Annotated in this window: 24 protein-coding genes; 5 read left to right on the forward strand and 19 right to left on the reverse strand. The window is 66.0% G+C overall.

The genetic code is table 11. From position 1 onward, the window contains the following. The first annotated feature begins 127 nt into the window (after positions 1-127). From DKT77_RS03410 to DKT77_RS03430, 5 genes are read left to right on the forward strand one after another with little or no spacing between them, the layout of a single operon-like run. The gene (locus DKT77_RS03410; RefSeq protein WP_109810330.1) at positions 128-1,318 is read left to right on the forward strand and encodes a substrate-binding domain-containing protein; all 1,191 of its coding nucleotides are present in this window, start codon (positions 128-130) and stop codon (positions 1,316-1,318) included. A 9-nt stretch (positions 1,319-1,327) separates the two neighbouring features. After that, a complete protein-coding gene (locus tag DKT77_RS03415; RefSeq protein WP_109810331.1) occupies positions 1,328-2,080 on the forward strand; it encodes an ABC transporter ATP-binding protein in 753 nt (250 codons plus the stop codon). Then, a complete protein-coding gene (locus tag DKT77_RS21460) occupies positions 2,073-3,521 on the forward strand; it encodes an ATP-binding cassette domain-containing protein (RefSeq protein ID WP_420798286.1) in 1,449 nt (482 codons plus the stop codon). Before DKT77_RS03415 ends, DKT77_RS21460 begins: the two co-directional genes overlap by 8 nt. Then, a complete protein-coding gene (locus DKT77_RS03425; protein WP_238547657.1) occupies positions 3,518-4,642 on the forward strand; it encodes a branched-chain amino acid ABC transporter permease in 1,125 nt (374 codons plus the stop codon). The genes DKT77_RS21460 and DKT77_RS03425 overlap by 4 nt, the downstream gene beginning before the upstream one ends. After that, on the forward strand, positions 4,639-5,721 hold the full coding sequence (locus DKT77_RS03430) for a branched-chain amino acid ABC transporter permease (protein WP_109810332.1): 1,083 nt from the start codon (positions 4,639-4,641) through the stop codon (positions 5,719-5,721). The genes DKT77_RS03425 and DKT77_RS03430 overlap by 4 nt, the downstream gene beginning before the upstream one ends. Here the strand turns inward: DKT77_RS03430 and DKT77_RS03435 are convergent. From DKT77_RS03435 to bchL, 19 genes are all read right to left on the reverse strand, one after another. Continuing rightward, entirely contained in the window at positions 5,718-7,814 is a 2,097-nt protein-coding gene (locus DKT77_RS03435) for a 3'-5' exonuclease (protein WP_109810333.1), read from the reverse strand. The genes DKT77_RS03430 and DKT77_RS03435 overlap by 4 nt on opposite strands. A 1-nt stretch (position 7,815) precedes the next feature. Continuing rightward, positions 7,816-8,139, reverse strand: coding sequence for a response regulator (locus tag DKT77_RS03440; RefSeq protein ID WP_146204942.1), 324 nt, complete (start codon positions 8,137-8,139; stop codon positions 7,816-7,818). 74 nt (positions 8,140-8,213) lie between these two features. Continuing rightward, positions 8,214-8,741 (reverse strand): hypothetical protein, encoded by a 528-nt coding sequence (locus DKT77_RS03445; protein WP_109810335.1) that lies wholly within the window; start codon positions 8,739-8,741, stop codon positions 8,214-8,216. Between the two features lie 35 nt (positions 8,742-8,776). Beyond that, on the reverse strand, positions 8,777-10,600 hold the full coding sequence (locus DKT77_RS03450) for a DUF294 nucleotidyltransferase-like domain-containing protein (protein WP_109810380.1): 1,824 nt from the start codon (positions 10,598-10,600) through the stop codon (positions 8,777-8,779). Between the two features lie 96 nt (positions 10,601-10,696). Next, positions 10,697-12,493 (reverse strand): sodium:solute symporter family protein, encoded by a 1,797-nt coding sequence (locus DKT77_RS03455; RefSeq protein ID WP_109810336.1) that lies wholly within the window; start codon positions 12,491-12,493, stop codon positions 10,697-10,699. Between the two features lie 16 nt (positions 12,494-12,509). Continuing rightward, a complete protein-coding gene (locus DKT77_RS03460) occupies positions 12,510-12,767 on the reverse strand; it encodes a DUF4212 domain-containing protein (protein WP_109810381.1) in 258 nt (85 codons plus the stop codon). Positions 12,768-12,885: 118 nt separating this feature from the next. Further along, positions 12,886-13,575, reverse strand: a complete 690-nt coding sequence (locus tag DKT77_RS03465; RefSeq protein WP_109810337.1) for an adenylate kinase — start codon at positions 13,573-13,575, stop codon at positions 12,886-12,888. A gap of 4 nt (positions 13,576-13,579) precedes the next feature. Continuing rightward, positions 13,580-15,544: an acetate--CoA ligase gene (gene acs / locus DKT77_RS03470; RefSeq protein WP_109810338.1), complete on the reverse strand. Its 1,965-nt coding sequence runs from the start codon at positions 15,542-15,544 to the stop codon at positions 13,580-13,582. A gap of 13 nt (positions 15,545-15,557) precedes the next feature. Continuing rightward, positions 15,558-15,890, reverse strand: a complete 333-nt coding sequence (locus DKT77_RS03475) for a hypothetical protein (RefSeq protein WP_109810339.1) — start codon at positions 15,888-15,890, stop codon at positions 15,558-15,560. Between the two features lie 227 nt (positions 15,891-16,117). Further along, complete coding sequence (hemA, locus tag DKT77_RS03480) at positions 16,118-17,332, reverse strand: 5-aminolevulinate synthase (protein ID WP_109810340.1); 1,215 nt, start codon at positions 17,330-17,332, stop codon at positions 16,118-16,120. Beyond that, positions 17,322-18,137 carry a putative photosynthetic complex assembly protein PuhE gene (gene puhE / locus DKT77_RS03485; protein ID WP_109810341.1) on the reverse strand — a complete coding sequence of 272 codons (816 nt, stop codon included), beginning with the start codon at positions 18,135-18,137 and terminating at the stop codon, positions 17,322-17,324. The genes hemA and puhE overlap by 11 nt, the downstream gene beginning before the upstream one ends. Then, complete coding sequence (gene acsF, locus DKT77_RS03490) at positions 18,137-19,252, reverse strand: magnesium-protoporphyrin IX monomethyl ester (oxidative) cyclase (protein ID WP_109810342.1); 1,116 nt, start codon at positions 19,250-19,252, stop codon at positions 18,137-18,139. The genes puhE and acsF overlap by 1 nt, the downstream gene beginning before the upstream one ends. Beyond that, the gene (locus DKT77_RS03495; protein ID WP_109810343.1) at positions 19,249-19,545 is read right to left on the reverse strand and encodes a hypothetical protein; all 297 of its coding nucleotides are present in this window, start codon (positions 19,543-19,545) and stop codon (positions 19,249-19,251) included. The genes acsF and DKT77_RS03495 overlap by 4 nt, the downstream gene beginning before the upstream one ends. Before the next feature lie 25 nt (positions 19,546-19,570). Continuing rightward, entirely contained in the window at positions 19,571-20,035 is a 465-nt protein-coding gene (gene puhC, locus DKT77_RS03500) for a photosynthetic complex assembly protein PuhC (RefSeq protein WP_109810344.1), read from the reverse strand. Positions 20,036-20,048: 13 nt separating this feature from the next. Continuing rightward, a complete protein-coding gene (gene puhB / locus DKT77_RS03505) occupies positions 20,049-20,681 on the reverse strand; it encodes a photosynthetic complex putative assembly protein PuhB (RefSeq protein WP_109810345.1) in 633 nt (210 codons plus the stop codon). 12 nt (positions 20,682-20,693) lie between these two features. After that, entirely contained in the window at positions 20,694-21,464 is a 771-nt protein-coding gene (gene puhA, locus DKT77_RS03510; RefSeq protein ID WP_109810346.1) for a photosynthetic reaction center subunit H, read from the reverse strand. A gap of 30 nt (positions 21,465-21,494) precedes the next feature. Next, a complete protein-coding gene (locus tag DKT77_RS03515; protein WP_109810347.1) occupies positions 21,495-22,940 on the reverse strand; it encodes a PucC family protein in 1,446 nt (481 codons plus the stop codon). Beyond that, positions 22,937-23,611 carry a magnesium protoporphyrin IX methyltransferase gene (gene bchM / locus DKT77_RS03520; protein ID WP_109810348.1) on the reverse strand — a complete coding sequence of 225 codons (675 nt, stop codon included), beginning with the start codon at positions 23,609-23,611 and terminating at the stop codon, positions 22,937-22,939. The genes DKT77_RS03515 and bchM overlap by 4 nt, the downstream gene beginning before the upstream one ends. After that, positions 23,611-24,531 carry a ferredoxin:protochlorophyllide reductase (ATP-dependent) iron-sulfur ATP-binding protein gene (gene bchL, locus DKT77_RS03525; protein WP_238547664.1) on the reverse strand — a complete coding sequence of 307 codons (921 nt, stop codon included), beginning with the start codon at positions 24,529-24,531 and terminating at the stop codon, positions 23,611-23,613. The genes bchM and bchL overlap by 1 nt, the downstream gene beginning before the upstream one ends. Between the last annotated feature and the right edge of the window lie 63 nt (positions 24,532-24,594).

Here is a 24,594-nt window from a genome sequence, read left to right on the forward strand (position 1 = left end):
AGTAGGACATTGCCTTTCGCCTGCCAAGCTGGCCCGCGTCATCGCAGGTTGAACGCGGCGCTTTCCCTGCCTAACGTGACGTCGGGCCCCGCGCTGCCGGGGCGACGAGGAAACATCGGATATCCATATGACTTTCACGACCTCCGCCCGTTCCGCCCCGCTTGCGGTCCTGCTGTGGGCCGCGCTGTGCGCCGCCGCCGCGCAGGCCGAGATCCGCATCGCCCATGTCTATGGAAAGACCGGGCCACTCGAAGCCTATGCCGCGCAGTCCCACACCGGGCTGATGATGGGACTGGAATATGCCACCGGCGGCACGATGACTGTGAACGGCGAGACACTGGTGGTGATCGAGAAGGATACCCAGCTCGACCCGGCGCGCGGCCGCGCGCTGCTTGAAGAGGCCTACGGCGATGATGGCGCGGCACTTGCCGTGGGGCCGGTCAGTTCCGGTGTCGCGCTGGCGATGCTGCCGGTGGCCGAGGAATACGAAAGGCTGCTTATCGTGGAACCGGCGGTGGCCGACTCGATCACCGGCACGAACTGGAACCGCTACGTGTTCCGCACCGGGCGCAATTCCAGCCAGGATGCCATCGCCAACGCCGTCGCGCTTGGCGCGCCGGGCGTCAAGATCGCCACGCTGGCACAGGATTATGCCTTCGGGCGCGACGGCGTCGCCGCCTTCCGCGAGGCGCTGGTCGGCACCGGGGCGGAGTTGGTTCACGAGGAATACGTGCCCAGCGACACAACCGACTTCACCGCCGCAGCTGAGCGGATCTTTACCACCATGAAAGACATGGAGGGCGACAAGAAGCTGTTCCTGATCTGGGCGGGTGCGGGCAATCCCATGAGCAAGATCAACGCGATGGAACCGGACCGCTTCGGCGTCGAGATCGCGACCGGGGGCAACATTCTCGCGGCGCTGGCTGCCTACAAGGAATTGCCGGGCATGGAAGGGGCGACCTATTACTACCACGACATCCCGGACAACCCGGTCAACGACTGGCTGGTGGCCGAGCATCAGGCGCGCTTCGGCACGCCGCCGGATTTCTTTACCGCTGGTGGCATGGCGGCGGGCATCGCGGTGGTCGAGGCGCTGCGCAAGGCCGGCAGCACTGACACAGAGGCGCTGATCGCGGCGATGGAAGGCATGGAATGGCAGACGCCCAAGGGCACGATGCGTTTCCGGCCCGAGGATCATCAGGCGCTGCAATCCATGTATCACTTCAGGATCCGCGTCGATCCCGCGGTGGACTGGGCAATCCCCGAACTGGTGCGCGAACTTGGGATCGACGATCTGCCGATCCCGCTGCGCAACTGACTGCGCCGGATGCTTGAAACCCGTGACCTCAGCGTGCGGTTCGGCGGCCATCTGGCCGTCGACGCCGTATCGTGCCGGTTCCGGCCGGGAGAACTGACGGCGATCGTCGGGCCGAACGGCGCGGGCAAGACGACGTGTTTCAACCTGATCTCGGGGCAGGTGGCGCCGACATCGGGGCGTGTGCTGCTGGAGGGTGCGGACATCACGCGCCTGTCACCGGCCGCGCGCACCCGGCGTGGCATCGGGCGCGGCTTTCAGCAGACAAACCTGTTTCCCGGCCTCGGCGTGGCCGAGAACATCCGTCTTGCGGTGCAGGCCAGCAGACGCAAGGGCGGCGCGCTGCTGCGGCTTGCTGCCGCCGACCGAACCACCGCGCGCGCGACGACGGATATCCTGGAAAGGGTGCAGATGGCGCATCTGTCGAAGCGGCTGGCGGCCGAACTGGCGCATGGCGATCAGCGCAAGCTGGAGGTGGCGATGCTGATGGCGCTCGAACCGAACGTCTACATGTTCGACGAACCGACGGCGGGCATGTCCGCCGAAGAAGCCCCAGTGGTGCTGTCGCTGATCGACAGCCTGCGCCGTGACGGCGGCAAGTGCGTTCTTCTGGTGGAACACAAGCTGGACGTCATCCGCGCACTGGCGGACCGGATCATCGTTTTGCACAACGGCCGCCTTGTGGCCGATGGCGCACCCGCCCGGGTGATGGAGATGGACATCGTGCAGGACGCGTATCTGGGGCAGGGGCTGGCCAATGTCTGACAAGGACGACACTGAACGCGTGCACCTGCGGGTGGATCGGCTGGCCGCCGCCATGGACGCGGCCCGGGCCCGCGCCCGCGGCGAGGTGCCGGCTCCTGCGCCGGGCAACGTGGGCGAAATCCCTGCGTCGCAGCCGTCGCTCCCGGAAGCTTCCGATGAATCCCCCGCACCGCCCAATCCGACCGCCCCTGCTGCGCCTTTCGGTAATGAGGACTCGGGTGCTCCGGCCATGGAAAAGCCCGCGCCGGGGATCGGCCCGGCGGGCTCGTCCTACCCACATGAACCCGAACCTGCATGGCCTGTCCCGACGCAGCCGGACAGTGCACAGCCGGACTGTCAGCCTCAGCTGTCGGCCGATGCCGACCTGTCCGGCCAAGCAGATCCGCCCGGCGACGCGCCGCAGGCTGACGTGTCGGCGGCATCGGTCCCGCAGGATGGTACGGTGCCCGACCCGATGCCCGGTGACGCTGCGCCCTTAGAGCCTTTGCCGGACGCCACAGCGGGGCCTGTCCCGGCTGAAGCTTCGCATTCGCCCGACCCGGGTTCCGACCCTCGGACCGAACCATTGATCCTCACGCCGGATTTCACGGCGCCGCCGCCCCGGCCTTCGCTCGATCCGCTGGACGATCGGACGCGCGCGGATTTTCCGGCTGCCGGCCCGATCGGCGCGGCAGCGGCTGTGCCGCACCCTGCCGTGCCGCCCGCGCCGCGCCCCGCGGGGCCGGTGCTGCTGTCGCTTGAGGGCGTGCGCACGGATATCGGCCGCTATCATATCCTTGGCGATGTCGGCTTTGACGTCCCGACAGGCGCTGTCACGATGCTGCTGGGCCGCAACGGCGTCGGCAAGACTACAACGCTACGCACGATCATGGGCCTTTGGCGCGCCCGAAGCGGCGAGATCCGTTTCGCCGGCAACCGCATCGAACGCTGGCCCACGCACCGCATTGCGCGCGCCGGGGTCGGGTATGTGCCCGAATCCATGGCTATATTCGGCGATCTCACCGTCGCCGAGAACGTGGCGTTGGGGTCAGTGTCGAAGCGGGTACCGACGGACCGTCTGGACTGGCTGTTCAGCCTGTTTCCGCCGTTGGCGACGTTCTGGCGCGCCCCGGCCGGCAACCTGTCGGGCGGGCAGAAACAGATGCTGGCCCTTGCCCGCGCTCTTGTCCAGAAGCGCAGGCTCTACCTGATCGACGAGCCGACCAAGGGCCTCGCGCCGACCGTCGTGGACACCGTGGTCGCGGCGCTGCGCGATCTCAAGCTGCAAGGGGCGACCGTGCTGATGGTGGAACAGAATTTTGCGGTGGCGCGCGCGCTTGGCGATCGTTGCGTCGTGATGGATGACGGCAGGGTCACCTGGAGCGGCGTGATGGCCGATCTTGCGCAAGACGCGGCGTTGCAGACCCGCCTGATGGGCCTGAGCCTCGGGGTGGACGCATGACGGGTACCGCTGCCGCGGGCCTGACCGCACCCGGCGCGGGCGCACGGATCGGCGCGGCGATGCCGTGGCTGCTGGTGCCGCTGCTGATGCTGGCCGGGCTTCTGGCCATGACCGTGCAGGCGATGCCGGGCGAGGGCGAGACGCTGGCGGCACTGCTGGCCGATCCGGGCCTGTGGCCCCTGCGCGCGCCCGCCGCGCTTGAGGCGGTGCTGGCCTCGTGGGTCACGCTGACGCTTGCCGGGCTCGCGATGGGTATGATGGTGTTCCTGATGGCCTCCGGGCTGACGCTGATCTTCGGGCTGATGGACGTAATCAATTTCGGCCACGGCGCCTTCGTGTCACTCGGCGCTTTCGTGGGCGTCAGCGTGCTGGCCGCGCTGGCTGGCTGGATGGCTGCGCCGAGCCTTCCGTTGAACCTCGCCGCTGTCGGCGCCGCGGTTCTGGCCGCGATGGCGGTTACCGGTGCTGCGGGCTACGCCTTCGAACGGGTCATCGTGCGGCCGGTCTACGGCGCACATCTGAAACAGATCCTCGTGACGGTGGGAGGGCTGATCATAGCCGAGCAACTGATCTACGTGATCTGGGGACCGGCCGAGATCTACATTTCGCGGCCCGAGATGCTGAAGGGTGCCATGGTCTTCGGTGGCGTCGCGCTGGAAACCTACCGTCTTCTGGCGGTGGCCGTGGGGCTGGCCGTCTTCGCGGTGATGGGGGCCGTCCTGCGGCTGACGCGGATCGGGCTTATCGTACGCGCGGGCGTACAGGATGGCGAGATGGTCGAGGCGCTGGGATACCGGCTGCGGCGGGTCTTCATCGGCGTCTTCGTGACGGGATCGGCACTGGCAGGGCTGGGTGGCGTGCTTTGGGCGCTCTATCAGGAGGTGGTGACCGCGCATATGGGCGCGGACCTGATGGTGCTGGTGTTCGTGGTGGTGATCATCGGCGGTTTGGGGTCGGTCACGGGCTGTTTCCTCGGCGCGCTGATGATCGGGCTGGTGCAGAACTACACTGCCTTCGTGGAACCCAAGCTGGCGCTTGTGTCCACAATAGCTGTGCTGGTGCTGGTGCTGATGTGGCGCCCCACCGGCATGCTGGCCCGCGACAGGGGGCGGCAGTCATGATCCGGCTTCTGTCCGGCGACGGGCCCGGCGGGCGCCTTGTGTCGATTGCGGTGCTGGCGATTTTCCTGTCCCTCGCCTTTGCGCCTTTCGTGTTCGAGGGAACCCGCGCGCTCGATACCGCGGCGCGGATCTGCGTGCTGATCGTTCTGGCGGCCAGTTTCGATCTTCTGCTGGGATATGCCGGGATCGTCAGCTTCGCGCACACGATGTTTTTCGGCCTTGGCGCCTATGGCGTGGCGCTGTCCAGCCTGCACATGGGCCGCGGGTTCGAGGCACTGGCAGCGGGCACGGCCGCCGGGGCCGGGGCGGCCGCGGTACTTGCGCTGGTGATCGGACTGTTCTCGCTGCGGGTGCGGGCGATCTTCTTCGCCATGATAACGCTGGCGGTGGCCTCCGCCGTGGCGGTGCTTGTCTCGCAACTTTCGCAGATCACGGGGGGCGAGGACGGGCTCACCTACCGCATCCCGCGCGCGCTGACAGCGGCAGCGGACCACGGTACCGTGCCCGCTTTCGCCATCGGGGGCGATCTGGTGCTGGGCGGCCAGCGGATTACTGGCAAGATCGCCAACTACTATCTCGTGTTCGGCGGTGCGCTGCTGCTGTTCCTGCTGATGCTGCGGCTGGTCAACTCGCCCTTCGGACGGGTTCTTCAGGCGATCCGCGAAAACGATTACAGGGCGGAATCCATCGGCTATTCCGTGGTGCGCTACCGCATCGCGATCAGCGTCATCTCGGCCGTGATCGCGGCGCTGGCCGGATCGCTCTTCGCGATCTGGCTGCGCTATGTCGGACCGGACACGACGCTGAGCTTCGAGTTGATGATCGACATTCTGCTGATGGTCGTGATCGGCGGGATGGGCACGCTTTGGGGGGCGGTGATCGGCGCGGTGCTGCTGGTACTGGCGCAGTCCTACCTGCGCGACGTGATGGGCTCAGCCGCCGAGCGCATGGCCGACCTGCCGCTGCTGCCGCAGCTTCTGGACCCGGACCGCTGGCTGCTGTGGCTCGGGCTGCTCTTCGTGCTCAGCGTCTACTTCTTTCCGTCCGGTATCGTGGGACGGCTGCGTGGGCGGCGTTAGCCGATCCGCGCCTTCATCTCGCGCATCAGGCGGCTGTTCTTCTGCATTGCGTCCAGCACGGCATCGAAGGTGTCAAGGCCGCGCGCCTCCAGCATGGGGATCATGCGCTGGAACACTTCGGCGGTGGCGATGGTGTCGCCAAGCGCGGTGTGGCGGGCCTCTTCGGGGATGACGATGCCGAACCGGTCGGCCAGCGCATCGAGCGTGTGGGTTTCCCCCTGGCCGAACAGGATCGCCGACAGCAGGACCGTGTCGAACACCGGATGATCGAAACGCGCGCCGATCCGGTCGGCTTGCTTGTGAAAGAAGGCCAGATCGAACGGCGCGTTGTGAGCGATCAGCACCGCATGCTCGCAGATCCGGTGGAAGCGCGCGCCCACCTCATCGATCTTCGGGGCGCCCTTGACCATCGCGTCGTCGATGCCGTGAACCTTGGTCGATGCCGCGGGGATAGGGCGTTCTGGGTCAACCAACTGATCGAGCGTCTCGCCCTCCACCAGTTTGCCATTGACCAGCCGCACCGCCGCGATCTGTACGATCTCGTCGCCGCCCTTGGGGTCGAGTCCGGTCGTTTCCGTGTCGAACACCACGTAGGTCAGTTCGCGCAGGCGCTTGCCCTGCTTGCTGCCGTCCGGCACCCGGTTCAGCAGGTCGAAATCGAAAACGGTCGGTCGTTCGGCGATCTTGTCCGCTGCCAGATTGATCGGCGTTGTGCGTTCGGCCTCGCGCAAGGGCAGGACCAGCGCGGCGCGTCCCTCGGGCAGGCGTTCGGGCCAGATGTCCGTGTTGTGGAAATCCAGGATCTCGCGCCCGGTGACGGCAAGCGGACTGTCGCGCACCGGCTCGTCCAGTTCGGCTTGCAGCACGTCCATCGCCATCGGCGTGCCCTGCCAGCCGATGGTGATCAGCGCGCCGGGGCTGTCGTCGGTCACGTCGATTGTGAAGGCTTGCGCCAGCCCTTCATCCACCACCCGCTCGATCAGCGCGGCCAGAAGGTTGACCAGCGCGAAGGCGTCGCAATGCAGCCGCAGGAACACTGTCGGCGCAGAAATCGTCGGCCCGCCGTCGCCAAGCTGGCCGCGCAGCGCGTCGATCAGGTGCGATGCGCGCACGTCCTGCATCGGCCACCAGGTATCCTCCTGGGCATCGTGGCGCGCGGCGATGTCCTGCACGGTCGCGGTCAGATCCAGCGCTTCGCGGCGAATATCGGCGGCCAGGGCCGGGTCGTTGTCACGGCCATCCTCGGCCATGTCCAGCAGCGCGCGCAGCCCCGCTGCCGGAGCGCGCAGGGCGCCGACCATGTCGCTGAGCAGACGCTCGCGTTCGGTGTGCAGCCGCAGGTCGGCCGAGATGTCGCGCAACGTCAGAACGTAGCCCGGCACACTGCCAATCCCCAGCGCGCCCGACACCAGCCGCATATGCGCCGCGATCACCCGCCCGCAGCCGGTTGTCGACACCAGCAGTTCGGCGTCGTTGTCTTCGGTGTCCAGGAGCCTCTGGTAGGTGCGCTGGATCGGCGCCTTGCGCAGCAGGTCGAACACCGACCGGTCGAGGCGCGGACGCCCGCTGCCCTGAAGCAACCCAACCGCAGGCCCGTTGTAGAATACCACCCGGTGCGCGGAAGAGCACAGGATCAGTCCGGCCTGCACATCGGACAGAAGCGCGCTCAACTGGGCGGTCTGTTCCTGCAGGCGGCGGGTCTGTTCGGCGATGGTGAGGTCCAGTTCGTCCCGTGCCGAGGACAGCGTGCTGACGACCGCGCCGGCGGCGGGTGCGAGATCGCCGAGATAGCGGGCGGGGGCGGTGTCGATCCCGGTGGCGACATGGCCATGCGTGCGGGCACGCAATTCGGACGACAGCCGTTCGATCGCCTTGGCCACGTTCTCGTCGAACAGGCGCCAGATCGCCAGCACCAGTCCGGTCACGAGAAACGCGGCGATGATCCCGCCGGTCATCAGCGCGGCGGTGGGCTGGGCCGGGTCGGCGCGCGTGGCGGCAAACCACAGGCCGCCTGCGATCAAGGCATCCGACCCCAGTGCCAGCGCGGCGAAGAACAGAAAGACGCGCAGCCGCAGCGAAAGTCCCGTCAGCATGTTACGCGTGCTCTGCCAGAAGCCGAAGCGCGGCTTCGCGCAACTGCGCCGGATCGCAGGGTAGCGGCAACGACGCGTCAGCCCCCAGGGCGCGGGCGCGGCGATGGTCGATCTCGCGGCAGGTGTCCTGCAGCACCACGAGACGCGTTGCGGCGAAGGGTTCGGTCTGCCCGACGCTCTGGCACAGGCAAAGCGCCGAAGGATCGCGCGCCATGACCACGGCGATGACAAGATCTGGCGGATCCGCGCACAGCGCGTCCCGCGTGGCAGGCCCGGCGGGATAGCTGCGCAGGCTTCCGCCCAGACACTCAAGGTCCTGCGCCAACCGCCGTCCTATGGCGGGCGCGTCACAGACAAGCGCGATTGCGGGGCCCCCGTGGCGGGTGCCGTGCGGGCCCATTACCCGACCTCCGCCCGGCAGGCGGTGCGCAGGACCGGATCGTCCGGGGCCATTGTCGTCCACGCATCCGGCGAAAGCGCGCCGCGTTCGTCCATCGCGGCATTGGGGCCAAGTTCGGCGCGCCGGTTGCCATCGCAGTCGAACACGACGCTGACCTGCCGCCCGGGTGCCCAGCGGCCCATGAAGTAAAGGTCAACCATGCGCTGGCCCGGCAGCCCGTCATTGGTGCGGATCGTGCCCGTGTCCACCGCGACGAAGCGGTTGGTCTGCGGCAGCGCGTAGGTCCATGGCTTCCACGGCGCGCTGTCCTCGTTCGCCCAGGCGACGACGACCTTGTCGGGCAGGTTGTTCGCCGTGCGCGGATACCACGTGTATTCCGACCAGATCGAGAAGGCGATCATGCTCAGACCAGCGGTCGCGGGCATCAGCCATCCAGGCAGACGCCCCCGCATAACCTTGTTCAGCAGCAGCACCGTTCCGGCCCCGCCAAGGCCGATGACGAATGTCGCGATCAGTTCCAGAAACATGGCTCCCCCCTTGTTTTCCGGTCGGACGGGGCGCGCTAACCCAGCATGCCCCGCCCGTGGCCAATGGCCGATTGCAGCGTCTTTACCGCGACAAAGGCATCCCGAAGATGACTTCGCTCAAAGTCCGACATTTCCGTCGGCGAAAGATAGTTGTCCGGCTTCTGGTCGCGCCGCACCTGGCTTGCCTGATGGTCAAGCCGGGTCTGCGCGATCAGGTCATAGGCGTCGAGCAGGTCGCTCGCGCCCGATTTGCTGAGCACGTTGGACTTCGCCGCGGCTTCCAGCCGTGTGCGCGTGTTCACCGCCGTGATCCGGCCCTGCAGTGCGTAGACCCGTGCAAGGTCGGTCACGGGCACGACGCCGTTGTGCTTCATGTCGATGTGGTTCTTGTGCTCGCCCGACCGGATCGTCGCGAAGCCGCGCAGCAGCCCCAGCGGCGGCGTGTGCTTGAGCGAGTTGGACACCATGTGCGCCACGAAGATGCTGTTCTCGGCCGCAAGGCCCAGCGTATCGCGTTGCAGCGCGTCGAACAGCGCGCTTTCGCCGCCGATCACCCGCAGGTCGAACATCACGGAAGCGAGCATTTGCGCTTCCGGGTTCGGCTTTGAAATCCAGGTGCCGAAATAGTCGCGCCATACGCGCAGGGGCTGGCACCAGCGCGGGTTGCTCGCCATCATGTCGCCGGGGCAGTAGACATAGCCGCAGGTGTCCAGCCCGTCGCACACGAACTCCGCCAGCTTGGCGAAATAGGCCATGTCGTCGGGCGTGGCGCGGTCGTCGATGATGATGCAGTTGTCCTGGTCGCTCACGCCGGTCTGCTCGCGGCGGCCCTGGCTGCCGCAGGCCAGCCACGCGTAAGGCACCGGCGGCGGGCCGAACTTGTCCTCGGCCAGTGTCAGCAGTCGGCGCGTTGCGGCATCGGCGATGTCGGTGATCAGCCGGGTGACGACCTCGTGCCGGTTGCCGCTGCCGACAAGCTGCACCAGCAGTTGCGGGATCTGCGCCGTCGTCCGCGCCATGCCGGCGGCGGTGCGCGCATGCGCGATCTCGCTCACGAATTGCGCCGAGGTGACGGCCTGAAGCCGCGTCAGATCGGTCTGTGTGACCATGCCGACAAGGCGGCCGTCTTCGGCGATGGGCAGATGGCCGATATGGCGTTCGTGCATGATGTGCAGCACGTCGCTGGCAAGGGCGTCGGGCGGCAGCGTGATCGGCTTCGGCGTCATGATCGTGGTGACGGGCAGAGCGCTGTCGATCGCCTCGGCCACGGCGCGGTGGGACAGGTCGGTGGTGGTGACGATGCCGCGCAGCTTGCCGTCCTCGACCACGGCGAGGCTGGAGATGTTGCGCGCCCGCATCTGGCGCGCGGCATCGCGGATCGTGGTGTCGGGCGTGCAGGTGATCGGCGGGCCGGTCAGCAGATTGGACACCTGCGTCGTGGCCAGCGACAGCGACTTGCCGCGCTCGGGTGCGGAGCGGTCGAAGAACTTGGCAAAGCTTGGCTGGGTTTCCAGCAAGCGGCGGAATTCGCCGACCGGAAGCATAAGTACCGTCGTGTCGGCGGCCGAGAAGGCGGAGGTGACGGCGACACCGTCGCGCATCAGCCCGCGTTCGCCGAAGGAATTGCGGGGACCGAGAAGGGAGATCTGCGCACCGCTCTGGTCACGGATCTCGACCGACCCGGTCTGGATGAGGAAAAGGCCCGGCAGCGCCTGGCCCACCGTGTAGATCTCGCCGCCGCGGGGGAACCGCGCGGTCTGAAAACTGTCAGCGACCCGGCCAAGTTCATCCGGGGCGAGCGTATCGTAGGGGTGCACGGAAACGAGGAACTGGCAGACGGGGTCTTGCTGGCGGTCCATCGCGGCCTCCTGGAATGAAAGGTCCGGACGCGGGGGCATACCTCGCGTCCGGCGGGATCGTGGGGGCGGGCCGACCTGCGGCCCGCTCCGGTCCGGTCAGTGATCGACGGCCATGCCTGCGCCCTTGGGCACGCGGATGCTTTCGACCAGGTCCTGGATCTCCTGCGGGGGCTCTTCCGTCGCGTTCGAGACGAAGTAGGCGACCACGAAGTTGAGGATCGCACCGATCGAGCCGATCGCGGTGGACTGGATGCCCAGCAGCGAACCTTCGATCGTGTCCGCGAAGGAGTTGGTGCCCGGGATGAAGAACCAGCCCTTGTGCAGGAAGATGTAGACCAGCGTGAACGCGAGGCCGGCCAGCATGCCCGCGACGGCACCCTTGTTGTTGATGCGCTTCACGAAGATGCCCATCATCAGCGCCGGGAAGATCGACGATGCCGCAAGGCCGAAGGCCAACGCCACGGTCTGTGCCGCGAAGCCCGGAGGATTGAGGCCCAGGTAGGTGGCGACAGCGATGGCGACCGCCATCGACAGGCGTGCGACCAGCAGTTCGTTCTTCTCGCTCATGTTCGGGGTCAGCTGGCCCTTGAACAGGTCGTGGCTGACCGACGAGGAGATCGCCAGCAGAAGGCCCGCCGCGGTGGAGAGCGCCGCCGCAAGACCACCGGCCGCGACAAGACCGATGACCCAGCCCGGAAGGTTGCCGATTTCGGGGTTGGCCAGAACCAGGATGTCGCGGTTGAAGTTGGTCAGCTCGTTACCCTGCCAGCCGGCCGCCGCCGCACGTTCCTGCAGGGCAGGGGATGCGTCGTTGTAGTACTGGATCTTTCCGTCGCCGTTCTTGTCCTCGTAGCCGAACAGGCCGGTGACTTCCCAGGTTTCCATCCAGGCGTACTTGGGATCGCTCTGGATCGTTTCGATCGACACGGCCTCACCCTGCGTGCCGTTCGGCCACATCAGGTCGGTGATGTTCAGGCGTGCCATGGCGCCCACGGCCGGAGCCGTCAGGTAGAGCAGCGCGATGAACACCAGTGCCCAGCCGGCCGAGATGCGTGCATCCGACACCTTGGGAACGGTGAAGAAGCGGATGATGACGTGCGGAAGGCCCGCCGTGCCGATCATCAGCGAGAAGGTGAACAGCGTCATGTTGATCACCTGGCTCGGCGTTCCGTCCTGGAGCGTGTATTCACGGAAGCCGAGATCGGTCACGACCTGGTCGAGACGGGTAAGCAGCTGTTCGCCGGACACGGTGTGTTCGCTGAACAGGCCCAGTGCCGGGATCGGGTTGCCGGTCAGTTGCAGCGAGATGAAGATCGCCGGGATCGTGTAGGCGGTGATCAGAACGCAGTACTGCGCCACCTGGGTGTAGGTCACGCCCTTCATGCCGCCGAGAACGGCGTAGAAGAACACGATCGCCGCACCGATCAGAAGGCCCGCGGTGTTGCTGACTTCAAGGAAGCGCGAGAACGCGACGCCCACACCGGTCATCTGGCCGATCACGTAGGTGATCGAGGCAATGATCAGCGCGGCCACGGCCACCATGCGGGCGGTCGGGCTGTAGAAGCGGTCGCCGATGAACTCCGGCACGGTGAACTTGCCGAACTTGCGCAGGTACGGCGCAAGAAGCAGTGCCAGCAGCACGTAGCCGCCGGTCCAGCCCATCAGATAGGCCGAGGTGGTGTAGCCGCCGAAGGCGAGCAGGCCCGCCATCGAGATGAACGATGCTGCCGACATCCAGTCCGCGGCGGTGGCCATCCCGTTGGTGACCGGGTGCACGCCGCGGCCTGCGGCGTAGAATTCCGCGGTCGAGCCGGCACGGGCCCAGATCGCGATGCCGATGTAGAGCGCAAAGGACGCGCCCACGAACAGCAGGTTGAGTGTAAACTGATCCATCTGTCCCTTGCTCCCTTTATTCTTCGACGCCGTACTGGCGATCGAGCCGGTTCACGCGCCATGCGTAGAAGAAGATCAGCACGATGAAGGTGATGATCGACCCTTGTTGCGCGAACCAGAAACCAAGATCGCTGCCCCCGACGGGGATGCCGGACAGCAGCGGGCGCAGCAGGATGCCAAACCCGAAGGACACCAGCGCCCAGATGATCAGGCAGACCCTGATGACCCGGATATTGGCGGCCCAATATTCATTGTTCGAAGAATTATCCGCCATGGCGGTCACTCCCTTTGTGATGGATGCAAGTTCCCTGTCGGCGGACTCGCGCCCGTCGTCAGATCGCCTGCGGTTGCTCATTGATGCGGCGCCTCCTCCCTCGGAGCCGCCGATCCCCTTAGCTGGATGCGGCCTTCACGATACGGCCCAGGTCGTCGGCGACGGTCTGGATCTCGCCCATGGCGTCCACCCGCTGCAGCACGCCCTGCGCCTCGTAATAACCGATCAGCGGTGCCGTCTGCGCGTGATACGCGGCAAGCCGCGATCGCACGGTTTCGGCATTGTCGTCGGCGCGGCGCTTCATTTCCGTCCCGCCGCACTTGTCACACACGCCGTCGACCTTGGGGGTCTTGAACGTGTCGTGATATCCTTCGCCGCAATTGGCGCAGGTGTAGCGGCCCGAAACGCGCTCAACCATTGCCTCGTCTTCGACCTCGAGCGAAATCGCGGCATCGATCTTCTGGCCGTTCGCCTGAAGCAGACCGTCCAGCGCCTCGGCTTGGACCGTGGTGCGCGGGAATCCGTCCAGGATCACGCCTGCCTTGGTGTCGGGCTCCTGCATGCGGTCCTGCAGTATCGCCAGCACGATATCGTCAGACACAAGCTCGCCCGCTTCCATGACGGCCTTGGCCGCCTTGCCGGCATCCGTGCCCGCGGCAACGGCCGCGCGCAGCAGATCGCCGGTGGACAGTTGCACAAGCCCGTATTCATCTTCGAGCATACGGGCCTGCGTGCCCTTCCCGGCGCCCGGAGGGCCGAGAAGGATGAGAACTGCTGGTGTTGTCGTCACTTGGTTCACTCCGTCCATGGTCTCAGGCCCGGTTCATACGGTTTTCGATGAGATCGTCCACCACCGCCGGTTCCGCCAGGGTCGATGTGTCGCCGAGGCTTCCGTAGTCGTTCTCCGCGATCTTGCGCAGGATGCGCCGCATGATCTTGCCCGACCGGGTCTTGGGCAGGCCGGGGGCCCACTGGATCAGGTCGGGGCTGGCGATCGGGCCGATCTCGGTCCGGACCCAGGTGCGCAGTTCCTTGGTCAGCTCGTCGCTCGGCTCCACGCCCTCCATCAGGGTCACGTAGCAATAGATGCCCTGGCCCTTGATCTCGTGCGGGTAGCCGACCACCGCGGCCTCGGCCACCTTGGCATGGGCCACAAGCGCGCTTTCCACCTCGGCCGTGCCCATCCGGTGACCGGAGACGTTGATCACGTCGTCGACGCGACCGGTGATCCAGTAGTCGCCGTCCGCGTCGCGTTTGCAACCGTCGCCCGAGAAGTAATAGCCCTTGTAGTCCGAGAAGTAGGTCTTCCCGAAGCGTTCATGGTCGCCCCAGATTGTCCGCATCTGGCCCGGCCAGCTGTCTTTCAGTGCCAGCACGCCCTCGGTCGGGTTCTCGTGGATCTCCTCGCCAGACTGCGGGTCCAGCACCACCGGCTGCACGCCGAAGAACGGCTTCATCGCAGATCCGGGCTTGAGCGCGTGCGCGCCCGGCAGCGGCGTCAGCAGGTGGCCGCCGGTTTCGGTCTGCCACCAGGTGTCCACGATCGGGCATTTGCCCTTGCCGACATTGTCGTTGTACCAATTCCACGCCTCGGGATTGATCGGCTCGCCCACGGTGCCAAGCACGCGCAGATCGGACAGGTCGCACTTTTCGACGAAGTCGGTGCCCTTGCCCATCAACGCGCGGATCGCGGTAGGTGCAGTGTAGAACTGGTTCACCTTGTGCTTCTCGCAGACCTGCCAGAAGCGGCTGGCGTCGGGGTAGGTCGGCACGCCCTCGAACATGATCGTCGTCGCGCCGTTGGCGAGCGGGCCATACACGATGTAGCTGTGCCCGGTCACCCAGCCCACGTCCGCCGTGCACCAGAAGATGTCGCCCTCGTGGTAGTCGAAGACGTACTTGTGCGTCATTGCGGCGTACAGCAGGTAGCCGCCCGACGTATGCACGACGCCCTTGGGCTGGCCGGTCGACCCGGAGGTGTAGAGAATGAACAATGGGTCTTCCGCCCCCATCTCGACGGCGCGGCAGGTGTCGTCGGCCTCGGCGTGCAACTCGGCATAGTCGAAGTCACGGCCGTCGACCCAGGTCGTCTGGCCGCCGGTGCGCTTGACCACCAGCAGCTTCACGGTGTCCTTGCAGTGCAGCAGCGCCGCATCCGCGTTCGACTTCAGCGGAGTGTTGCGGCCGCCGCGCGGAGCGTAGTCGGCGGTGATCACGACCTTGGCGTCAGCGCCGTTCACACGGGCCGACAGCGCGTCGGGCGAGAAGCCCGCGAACACGATGGAATGGATCGCGCCGATGCGCGCGCAGGCCAGCATCGCAAAGGCGGCTTCGGGGATCATCGGAAGATAGAGAACGACCCGGTCGCCCTTGCGCACCCCAAGACCTTCAAGGATGTTCGCCATCTTGCACACTTCGGTGTGCAGCATCTTGTAGGTGATGTGCTTGGCAGGCTCGTCCGGGTTGTCGGGCTCGAAGATGATCGCGGTCTGGTCGCCGCGTGTGGCCAGATGCCTGTCGATGCAGTTCGCCGATACGTTCAGCGTGCCGTCCTCGAACCACTTGATGTCCAGCGCATCAAGCGAGAAGTTCGTGTTCTTGACCTTGGTGTAGGGCTTGATCCAGTCCAGCGACTTTCCCTGCTCGCCCCAGAACGCTTCCGGGTCCGCGATCGAGGCGGCGTACATTTCCTCGTACTTGGCCGCGTCGATATGGGCGCCCTTGGTGAAATCCGCACTCGGCGCGTAGTTCGCCGCGTCCTGACCTTGACTCGTCATCTGAGTCCTCCCGTCAAAATGTCATCCGTTGTTCCCAGAACCTGACCGCATACAGAGTCGCAATCAGGGTTCCGAACTCCCGCCACCACTTTACCACCATCCGAAAAGCGGGGAATAACCCCACATAATCCCACCGCTTTTCAGTAAATCTTTTTTCCCGAACCTGGAAAACATTGTAAATTTCCATGACCGTCCGCTTTTTGTGCAAGGATTTCGGGCTCTTGGTGATCGAAAGGTCAAGGAAGTGTTGACGCTGTATAGCGTGAAACAGGGGTTTGGTGTCACCAATGGGCGGTGTGACAAAATCGCCGCCATCGCCCGTCAAACGCCAAGCAACGGAAAGCATGGCGTTTTTGTCCGGCGCTAACACGGAATCGGAGTGAATCAGGGGCGGCCCCGGCGGTGGCGGCGCCCAGTTTGCCTGACGTCCAGGCAGCACCGAACCGGGGCGCCAACATGCCTATCCGTGCCCACCAGCGCACACCCGGCGCACAAAAAAAGGTCGCCCGAAGGCGACCTTTCGTGGGGTGACGGGCGGCGCGGCGGCGCCTCAGGCCGTCGGCTGCCAGCCTGTCAGGCCACGGCTCGCGCGATCCCGCATTGCTGCCACAGCGTGTTAAGCGCGCCGACAAGGTGATCGATATCGGCGTCCGTGTGCAGCGGACCGGGAGTGAAGCGCAGCCGCTCGGTTCCCTTGGGAACCGTGGGGTAGTTGATCGGCTGCACGTAGATCCCGAATTGCTGCATCAGGATGTCGGCGATCTGCCGACACTTCACCGGGTCCTTGATCATGACCGGGATGATATGGCTCGGATTGTCGAGATGGGGGATGCCGCAGGCATCCAGCTTTGCGCGCAGCCGCTTCACCTGGCGCCGCTGCTGGGCGCGTTCGATCTGGCTCGTCTTGAGATGCGCGATCGACGTGCGCGCGCCTGCGGCCACGGCGGGCGGCAGTGCCGTCGTGAAGATGAACCCGGACGAGAACGAGCGGATGAAGTCGCACAGCGGCGCGGAGCCGGTGATGTAGCCGCCGACCACGCCATATGCCTTGCCCAGCGTTCCCTCGATCAGCGTGATCCGGTCCGCCAGCCCATCGCGTTCCGAAATTCCGCCGCCACGCGCGCCATACAGCCCGACAGCGTGCACTTCGTCGAGATAGGTCATCGCACCGTGCTTTTCCGCCACTTCGACGATCTCGGCCATTGGACAGATGTCGCCGTCCATCGAATATACGGATTCGAACGCGACGATCGGCGTGCTGCCTTCGGGCAGCGCGGCCAGCTTTCGGTCAAGATCCTCGGGGTCGTTGTGCTTCCAGATCAACTTTTGGGCGCGCGAATGGCGGATGCCCTCGATCATCGAGGCGTGGTTCAGCGCGTCCGACAGGATCACCGCGTTCGGCAGGCGTGCGCCCAGCGTCGAAAGCGCCGCCCAGTTCGACACGTAGCCAGACGTGAACAGCAGAGCTGCGTCCTTGCCGTGCAGATCGGCCAGTTCGGCCTCCAGCAGGCAATGTTCATGCGTGGTGCCCGAGATGTTCCGTGTACCGCCCGCACCTGCGCCGGTCCGGTCGATCGCGTCCTTCATGGCCGTGCGCACAGACGGGTGCTGGCCCATGCCGAGGTAATCGTTGGAACACCACACGATCACCTCGCCGGGGTTGGCCGCATCGTGGCAGGCCGCGCGCGGAAACTGCCCGCAGCGGCGTTCGAGTTCGGCGAACACGCGGTAGTTGCCGTCTTCCCTCAGGGCGTCAAGCTGTTCTGTGAAAAGGGCATCATAGTCCATGGGCGTCCTCCGGCCTCAAGTCTTTTTGTTTGGCCTCCGGCGCGGGAAGCATCCAGCGCCAGAGTTTCTCGTCCGGCAATGGCAGCACCATCAGCCAGTGTTCCAGCAGCGCCAGCAGCGTCAGCGCGGCCAGCAGCGCGAAGCCGACGGTCGCCGCCGGGCCGGGCGCGGTGTAAAGCCGTTCCAGCCAACAGCCGGCGGCAAAGCTCAGCGCGGTGACAGAGACCGGGAATAGCCAGTTCAGCCGCGCGATGCGGAAATGCGACGGCAGATGCGCCAGCGTTCCGGGCAGGAATTCGGTGTTGATCTTGGGCACGCCCAGAAACAGGTTCAGCTTGGCCGAGATGCGCGCGAAGAACAGCACGACGAAGGTCCAAAGCCCCGCGGTGTTCTCGGCCCCGTGCCCGGTCCAGACCAGCAGCCCCAGGGCCGTGACAAGCAGCACCTCGTGATGCGCGATGGTGCCCCAGGCACGCAGGAAGCGTTCCCATTCCGGCACGTCGGGCGGGCAGGGATGGGTGTTCGGCCCGGTGATCTGGCCGGTCAGGAAGGCCAGTTCGATCCAGCCCCAGATCGCCAGCGCCGACAGGAACGCGCCGTAGATGCCCGCGACCGACGGATCGGTCTGGGTGACGGCGAAGCCGGTTATGCCGACCCCAAGGACCGGCAGTCCGGCCAGCGCGCAGATCAGCCGTGCGCGCGCGCTGTGCCGGTCCGACCACTTGACCGCCGCAAGGATCGCTCCGGTGGAGAACCACCAGACGAAAAGGGCGACAAGCGCCGCGATCCAGGGGTTGGCCAGCATCAGTAAGCCGGTTCCAGACGGGGGCTTTCTGGCACCCGGTTAGGTACCGACGGGATCGTGTAAAGTGACACGAAAGCCGCCGCGGCGCGCGCCGATCCCCATGTCTTGCCCAGCCACCCGGACAGACCGCCGCGTTCCTTGGCTTCTGCAATGTCCGCATTGGCGGCCTGCAGCCGCTTCAGGCCGCGCGCCCAGCGGGGATGCTCGATGTCGAGCGTGATCGGGAAGATCTGCTTGCTCAGCTCGCTGGTCTTGGTGAAAACCTCGTGCCCGTACCAGTCGGTGTCCACGCCAAGCGCGGCATGGAACGCGGGCCGCTGGTGGTCGCGCACATGCATGGTGGAGTAGACCGCTGTCAGGAAAAACTTGATCCACCACACGTTCCCGCCCGATGTCAGCTTCGGGTCGGTCTTCATCAGCAGTGCGAAGGCCTCGCCATGGCTGAACTCGTCGTTGCACCATTCCTGGAACCACTTGAAGATCGGGTGGAAGCGGTGCTCGGGATGCGCCTCAAGATGCCGGAAGATCGTGATGTAGCGCGCATAGCCGATCTTTTCCGACAGGTAGGTTGCGTAGTAGATGAACTTGGGGCGGAAATAAGTGTACTTCTTCTTCTGCGTCAGGAACCCGAGATTCACCGCGACGCCCGCCTCGCGGAGCGCGTCGTTGATGAAGCCGGCATGGCGCGCCTCGTCGCGGGCCATCAACTGAAAGAGCTGCGTGATGTCCTTGTTCGACCCGCGCCGCTTCATTTCCTTGTAGAGCACGCAGCCCGAGAACTCGGCCGTGCAGGACGAAATCAGGAAATCGATGAATTCCTTGCGCAGCGTCGGGTCCATCCCGTCCCAGTCGACATGGTCCCAGTCCTCGTTCTTTTTGAAATGGCCCTTGTTCGGGTCGGACACCATCTGCGCGATCAGCTTGTCCCAGTCCTCGCGAACGGACGACACATCGATCGCATCGAGTTCGTCGAAATCGGTGGTATAGAAACGCGGCGTGAGCAGCGTGTCCTGCATGGCAACAGCGGTCGCGGCCTTGCTGTCGAAGGCGGCCTGCCGTTCCTGAATGGCGATGCTTTCCTCGGCGGTCACGGCATCTGCGGTGTGCATGTTCATAGCGTCACCTCGTCGCTGAAGGAGAACTCGCAAAGTTCCATGACTTCCAGATCGCCCGTCAAGCGGGTCCAGAGCCGTTCGAGCTTGCTGGCGCGAAAGATCGTGGCCATGCGCTGTTCGGTGACGATCTCGCCGAACGGGGCCATGATTTCGGGGCCCTGCACCTTCACCTCGTCCCCGGGGTAAATCACTGCCCCATTGTCGAAGCGCACATGCGCGTGCAGGCTTTCGAACTTGTGGCTGATCTCGACCGTGCAGGGTGCGCGTTCAACCTCTTTTGTTAGTAGTCCCATGGGGTTCCCTCCCAATTTGGTGGCGTCAGTCCAAGAGCCTGGCGAAAGCCCTGGCATTGTCTGCGCCGAACCCCATCAGGTCGGCGCTCCAGTTCGTACTGTGATCATGGATCGAAAGACGTCCGTTCGTCCCGCGCACCAGTGTCACGGGTCCATCGGGCGCAGCGCCGCTCTTGGCGCGCTCGCGCTGGAGCACGCGCCAGACCCCGGCGATGAAGCCTCCCTGTTCGGGGGGCAGATCGACGATCAGCCTGCCGTCCTCGGCGCGCACGGTGGCCGCGCCGCCCATCGTGCCGTCGATGAAGATCACCCGTTCCTGCGCGGTGGGCACCACCGGTGGGGTGGAGATCGGCCCGTTGCCGAACAGCGTGTGCGCGGTGACGAGTGCAAGGCAGACCGCGACCAGCCCGAACATCGTCTTCACGAGGAAGGTCGGCACCTTCGTGTCGTCCATCACGGTGCGTTTCTGGTTGTCAGGGGAAAAGGTCATGGCTGCTTGGTCCTCATTCCGCGGCGACGGCAGTGGCAGCCGGGCGGCGCGTGACGGTGGGCTGCGCGATCTGCGACTCGGCGGCTTCGGCCAGCAGGTGGGCGACCTTGCCCGCATCGGGAATGCAGCGCAGCGCCGGTTCCGGGCGGCTGAAGTGCCAGGGGCGGACATGCGGCCAGCACACGAGATAGCCCAGCGGCATCCCGCCCAGCGGTTTCATCGCGATCGTGCCGGTGCCGTTCGACCGCTGGTCGAGGTCGATGCTGGCGATGCGCGAGTAGGGCAGGTTCAGCGTCACAGTCAGCGCGGCGCCGATCCGCATGGCGACGCGGCGGTTGGTGATGGTGTAGACCGTGGCGCGGGCCTGCACCCAGCCGACAAGGCCAAGCAGCAGGCACACGATCGCGCCAAGGAACAGGAACGGCACCGATGCCGCGATGGCGCGGTCCAGCGGCATCAGATCCACCACCGCCAGGAACCGCCATACGGCCAGCGCGCAGAAGTACCCGACCACCCACCAGATGTTGAGCGCGTCGCGGATCAGCGCCCAGGCGTCGGGGCGGCCCTGCCAGATCAGGTGCTCTCCCTCCGGCGGGGCCTCGGGCAGGCCCTTCACGGGCTCGAAGGCGAAATCGTCATGCGGCATCGGTCTCTCCGATCAGAGTTGCGGCTCGAGCCGGGCATCGGAAGCATAAAGCTTGCCGCCGCCGTAGTAGGCCGAGATCTTGTCTTCCTCGAGCAGGGTCACTTGGCGCGGGCTGGCCGTCTTGGGGACCGCGGCGAAGTGCTTGCCGAAGATCGCGTGGATGCGCACGTCCTGCGCGGTGATCTTTGCGAAGGTCATCGGCACCAGCCGCTTGCCGCCGCCGTGATCCGCGTCCAGCGCGATTTCAAGGTAACGCACCAGCTGTTCCGGTTCGTCCACCCACATGTCGCTGATGCTGCCCACGATCTCGCCGTCACCGGCCTTCACGGCCATGCCGCGCGGGTCGCGCCCGGCCGAAACGGTGAAGTGTTCGGACGCGGCCATCGGAATGATCTTCGGGTGGCCGTGACCGTCGAGTTCAGGCACGTCGCGGCGCGCGCACCACGATGCCGGGCCGACCCCGTCGACCATCGGATCGCCCGTCGGTTCGAACGGAAAACCGTCGCTGTCGTGGCTGCGCTTGAGCGCGAGGCTTGCGTTGCGCGGGTCGGTCTGCCCGTTGGGATAGCTGACCTCACCGCGGCCGTGGGCCAGCTTGAAGGTCTTGGGTTCAGGCATCGGCAGGCCGAGATGTGCGTTCGGCGTGCCGTCGTCATTCTCGAGCGGGAAGCCTTCGCGCATGTTCTCGCGCTGGATATAGATCACGAGACCCACGAAGAAGGCCGTGAAGAGCCACAGCGCGATGCTCGCGATGTCGAGGTTGCCGGTGATGTAGTAGTCCATGGTCGGGTCCTTCAGTTGGGTCGCAGTCGATCAGGTTGGGAAGTCGGCCAGCCCGATGGGGCCTTTGCCGTTGGAAGCGGTGTCGGGGGCGGGCGCGTGCCGCACGAGCGGGCCAAGCACCACAAGGGTCAGGAACAGGAAGGCGATTTCCATGTGGTAGACCACGGAATACCCCGTGGCTGCGCCATGCAGAGCCGGGCCCAGGTCGCCTGAAAGCGCCATGCCGTTCACCCAGTCGCGCACGCCGCCGCCAATCGCGATGCCCAGTCCCGCCGCCGTGGCCTGCGCCGCGCCCCACGCGCCGAGAGCGAGGCCGCGCCCGGCGGCGCCCGTTTCGGGCATGGTCATCGCGGTGGTCAGCGTCGAGACAGCGAAATACCCGGCGCCCAGACCGATCAGCGCGGCGCCGGCGAAGAACATCGCGGTCGATTGCAGCGGACCCGCGAAGATCACCGCACAGAACGCGAAGATGCCGACGAGGATACCCGTCGCCGCCATGCGATAGGGATTGGCCTGCGCGCGCAGACGGCGCGCCGCGATCGCGAAGCCGACCAACGCGCCGCAGGCCCACATCGTCGTGAGCAGCGTCGTGGCCGACACCGAAAGTCCCAGCACCTCGCCGCCGTAGGGCTCCAGAAGCACGTCCTGCATGTTGAAGCCCAGCGTGCCGAGGAACACCACCAGAAGAAGGCGCCCTGCCGACCCGCCGCGCATGTAATCGTCCCACGCGTCGCGGAAGCGCGGGCGCGGGGCCTCGCGTTCGGCTTTCGACATCGGACGCACGCGTTCTTGCCGCCACAGCGCGATCAGGTTCAGGATGATGCCCGCCGCCGCCGCGCCCTGTACCACGCGCACCAGCCGCAGCGACGAGAAGTCGGTCAGCAGCCATCCGATCACCACCGCCGAAACCGCCATGCCGACAAGGAACATCACGTACAGCAGCGCGACCACCTGCGGGCGGGTTTCCTCGCTTGCCCGGTCGGAGGCGAGCGCGAGCCCGGCGGTCTGCGTCATGTGCAGCCCGAGGCCCGTCATCAGGAACGCAAGTGCCGCCAGCACCTCGCCGGCCCATGTCGGCCCGAGCGTCTGATCGCCTGACAGCACGATCAGCGCGAAGGGCATCACCGCCAGCCCGCCCATCTGCCAGAGCGATCCGAACCAAAGGTAGGGGATGCGCTTCCAGCCGATGGCGGACCGGTAGGTGTCGGAGCGGAAGCCCAGAAGCGCGCGGAACGGCGCGATCAGCACCGGCAGCGCAATCATCATGGCCACCACCATCGCAGGCACAGAAAGCTCCACGATCATGACACGGTTCAGAGTGCCAAGCAGCATGACCGATGCCATGCCGACTGACACCTGGAACAGCGACAGCCGCAGCAGCTGTCCGAGGGGCAGATCGTCGCTTGCCGCGTCGGAGAAAGGCAGGAACTTCGACGACATGCGGGCCAATGCGCCAGGGCGCGGTTGCTGTGTCATGGCCGGACCTCCAGCGCGTGACTGATGTAGAACCCCGAGTGGACGCGACCGAGGTCGCGCACCTCGGCGGGCAGGGCCCGCAGGTCACGAGCCAGCCGGTCGGGGCAGTGCGGTACCATGACAGGCGCGCGGTCGCTGCGAGGGAACAGCTTACCGGCTTGCCACATCGCCATCAGGAGCGGCGTGCGCGGCGCGACGGTGAACGCGACACTGCCCGATATGCGCGGCGCCAGCGCCGCCAGCGCGTCGGCGATGTCGGCGTCGGTGTAGTAGATCAGGCTGTCCATCGCGATGGCATGGTCGAACTGTCCGAGGCCGGGGTCCAGCATGTCGCCGCTGGCGAAGGTCACGCGCGGGCGCAGATGGTCGGGCAGGCGGGTCTTGGCGATGTCGATCAGCGACGGGGAGATGTCCACCGCCAGCACATCCGCACCGCGCTGCGCCAGTTCTATCGTCATCTGCCCGGCTCCGCAGCCCGCATCCAGCACCCGCGCGCCTGTCAGATCTGCGGGGAGCGCGCCCAGCAGGCACGCGCGCATCCTGTCACGTCCCGCCCGCACGGTCGCGCGAATCCGCGAGACCGGCGCGTCCGAAGTCAGGCGCGCCCAGGTCTGGGTCGCGGTGCGATCGAAATAGTCCTCGACGCGGGTCAGGGTGCGGTCATAGCTCATCAGTCGAATCCGAGCAGCTCGAAGATTTCACGGTCGGGGAGCGGGGCGGGGGCATGGCTTTCGGTCCCGTTGTAAAGCGCCTCCGCCAGGCGGATGTACTCGGCGCGGCACTGTACGATGTCCTCCTCGTCGGGCATTTCGAACAGCGTCTTCTTCTTGAGCCGCGAGCGGCGCAGCGCGTCCACGTCAGGCATGTGCCCGATCCGCTTGAAGCCGACGCGGTCGCAGTAGCGGTCCACCTCGTCGGTATCGCGGCTGCGATTTGCGATGCAGCCGGCCAGACGCACCTTGTAGTTGTTCGACTTGGCCTGCACTGCGGCGATGATGCGGTTCATCGCGTAGATGCTGTCGAAATCATTCGCGGTGACGATCACGGCCTTGTCGGCGTGCTGGAGCGGCGCGGCGAACCCGCCGCACACGACGTCGCCCAGCACGTCGAAGATCACGACATCGGTGTCTTCCAGCATGTGATGCTGTTTCAGCAGCTTCACCGTCTGGCCGACGACATAGCCGCCGCAGCCAGTGCCGGCCGGCGGGCCGCCTGCCTCCACGCATTTCACGCCGCCCCACCCGTCGAAGACGAAATCCTCGGGGCGCAGTTCCTCGGCGTGGAAGTCGACCTCCTTGAGGATGTCGATGACTGTCGGCACGAGGCTGCCGGTCAGCGTGAAGGTGCTGTCGTGCTTCGGGTCACACCCGATCTGAAGCACCCGCTTGCCCAGCTTGGCGAAGGCGGCCGAAAGGTTGGAACTGGTGGTCGACTTGCCGATGCCGCCCTTGCCGTAGACCGAGAAGACCTTCGCCCCCTCGATCTTCATGCTGTCGTCCTGGTGCACCTGCACCGAACCTTCGCCGTCGCGGCCCTTCAGGACCGGCGGCGCCGAAACACGGCGCGCCTCCAGCCCGGCGGCTTCGCGCATGTTCGCCAGCGATGCGGGCGGTTGCTTGCTGTCCAGTGGGCTCATGTGGGTTTCCCCTCCGTT

Source organism: Meridianimarinicoccus roseus (genome assembly GCF_003172915.1).
GTDB lineage: Bacteria > Pseudomonadota > Alphaproteobacteria > Rhodobacterales > Rhodobacteraceae > Meridianimarinicoccus > Meridianimarinicoccus roseus.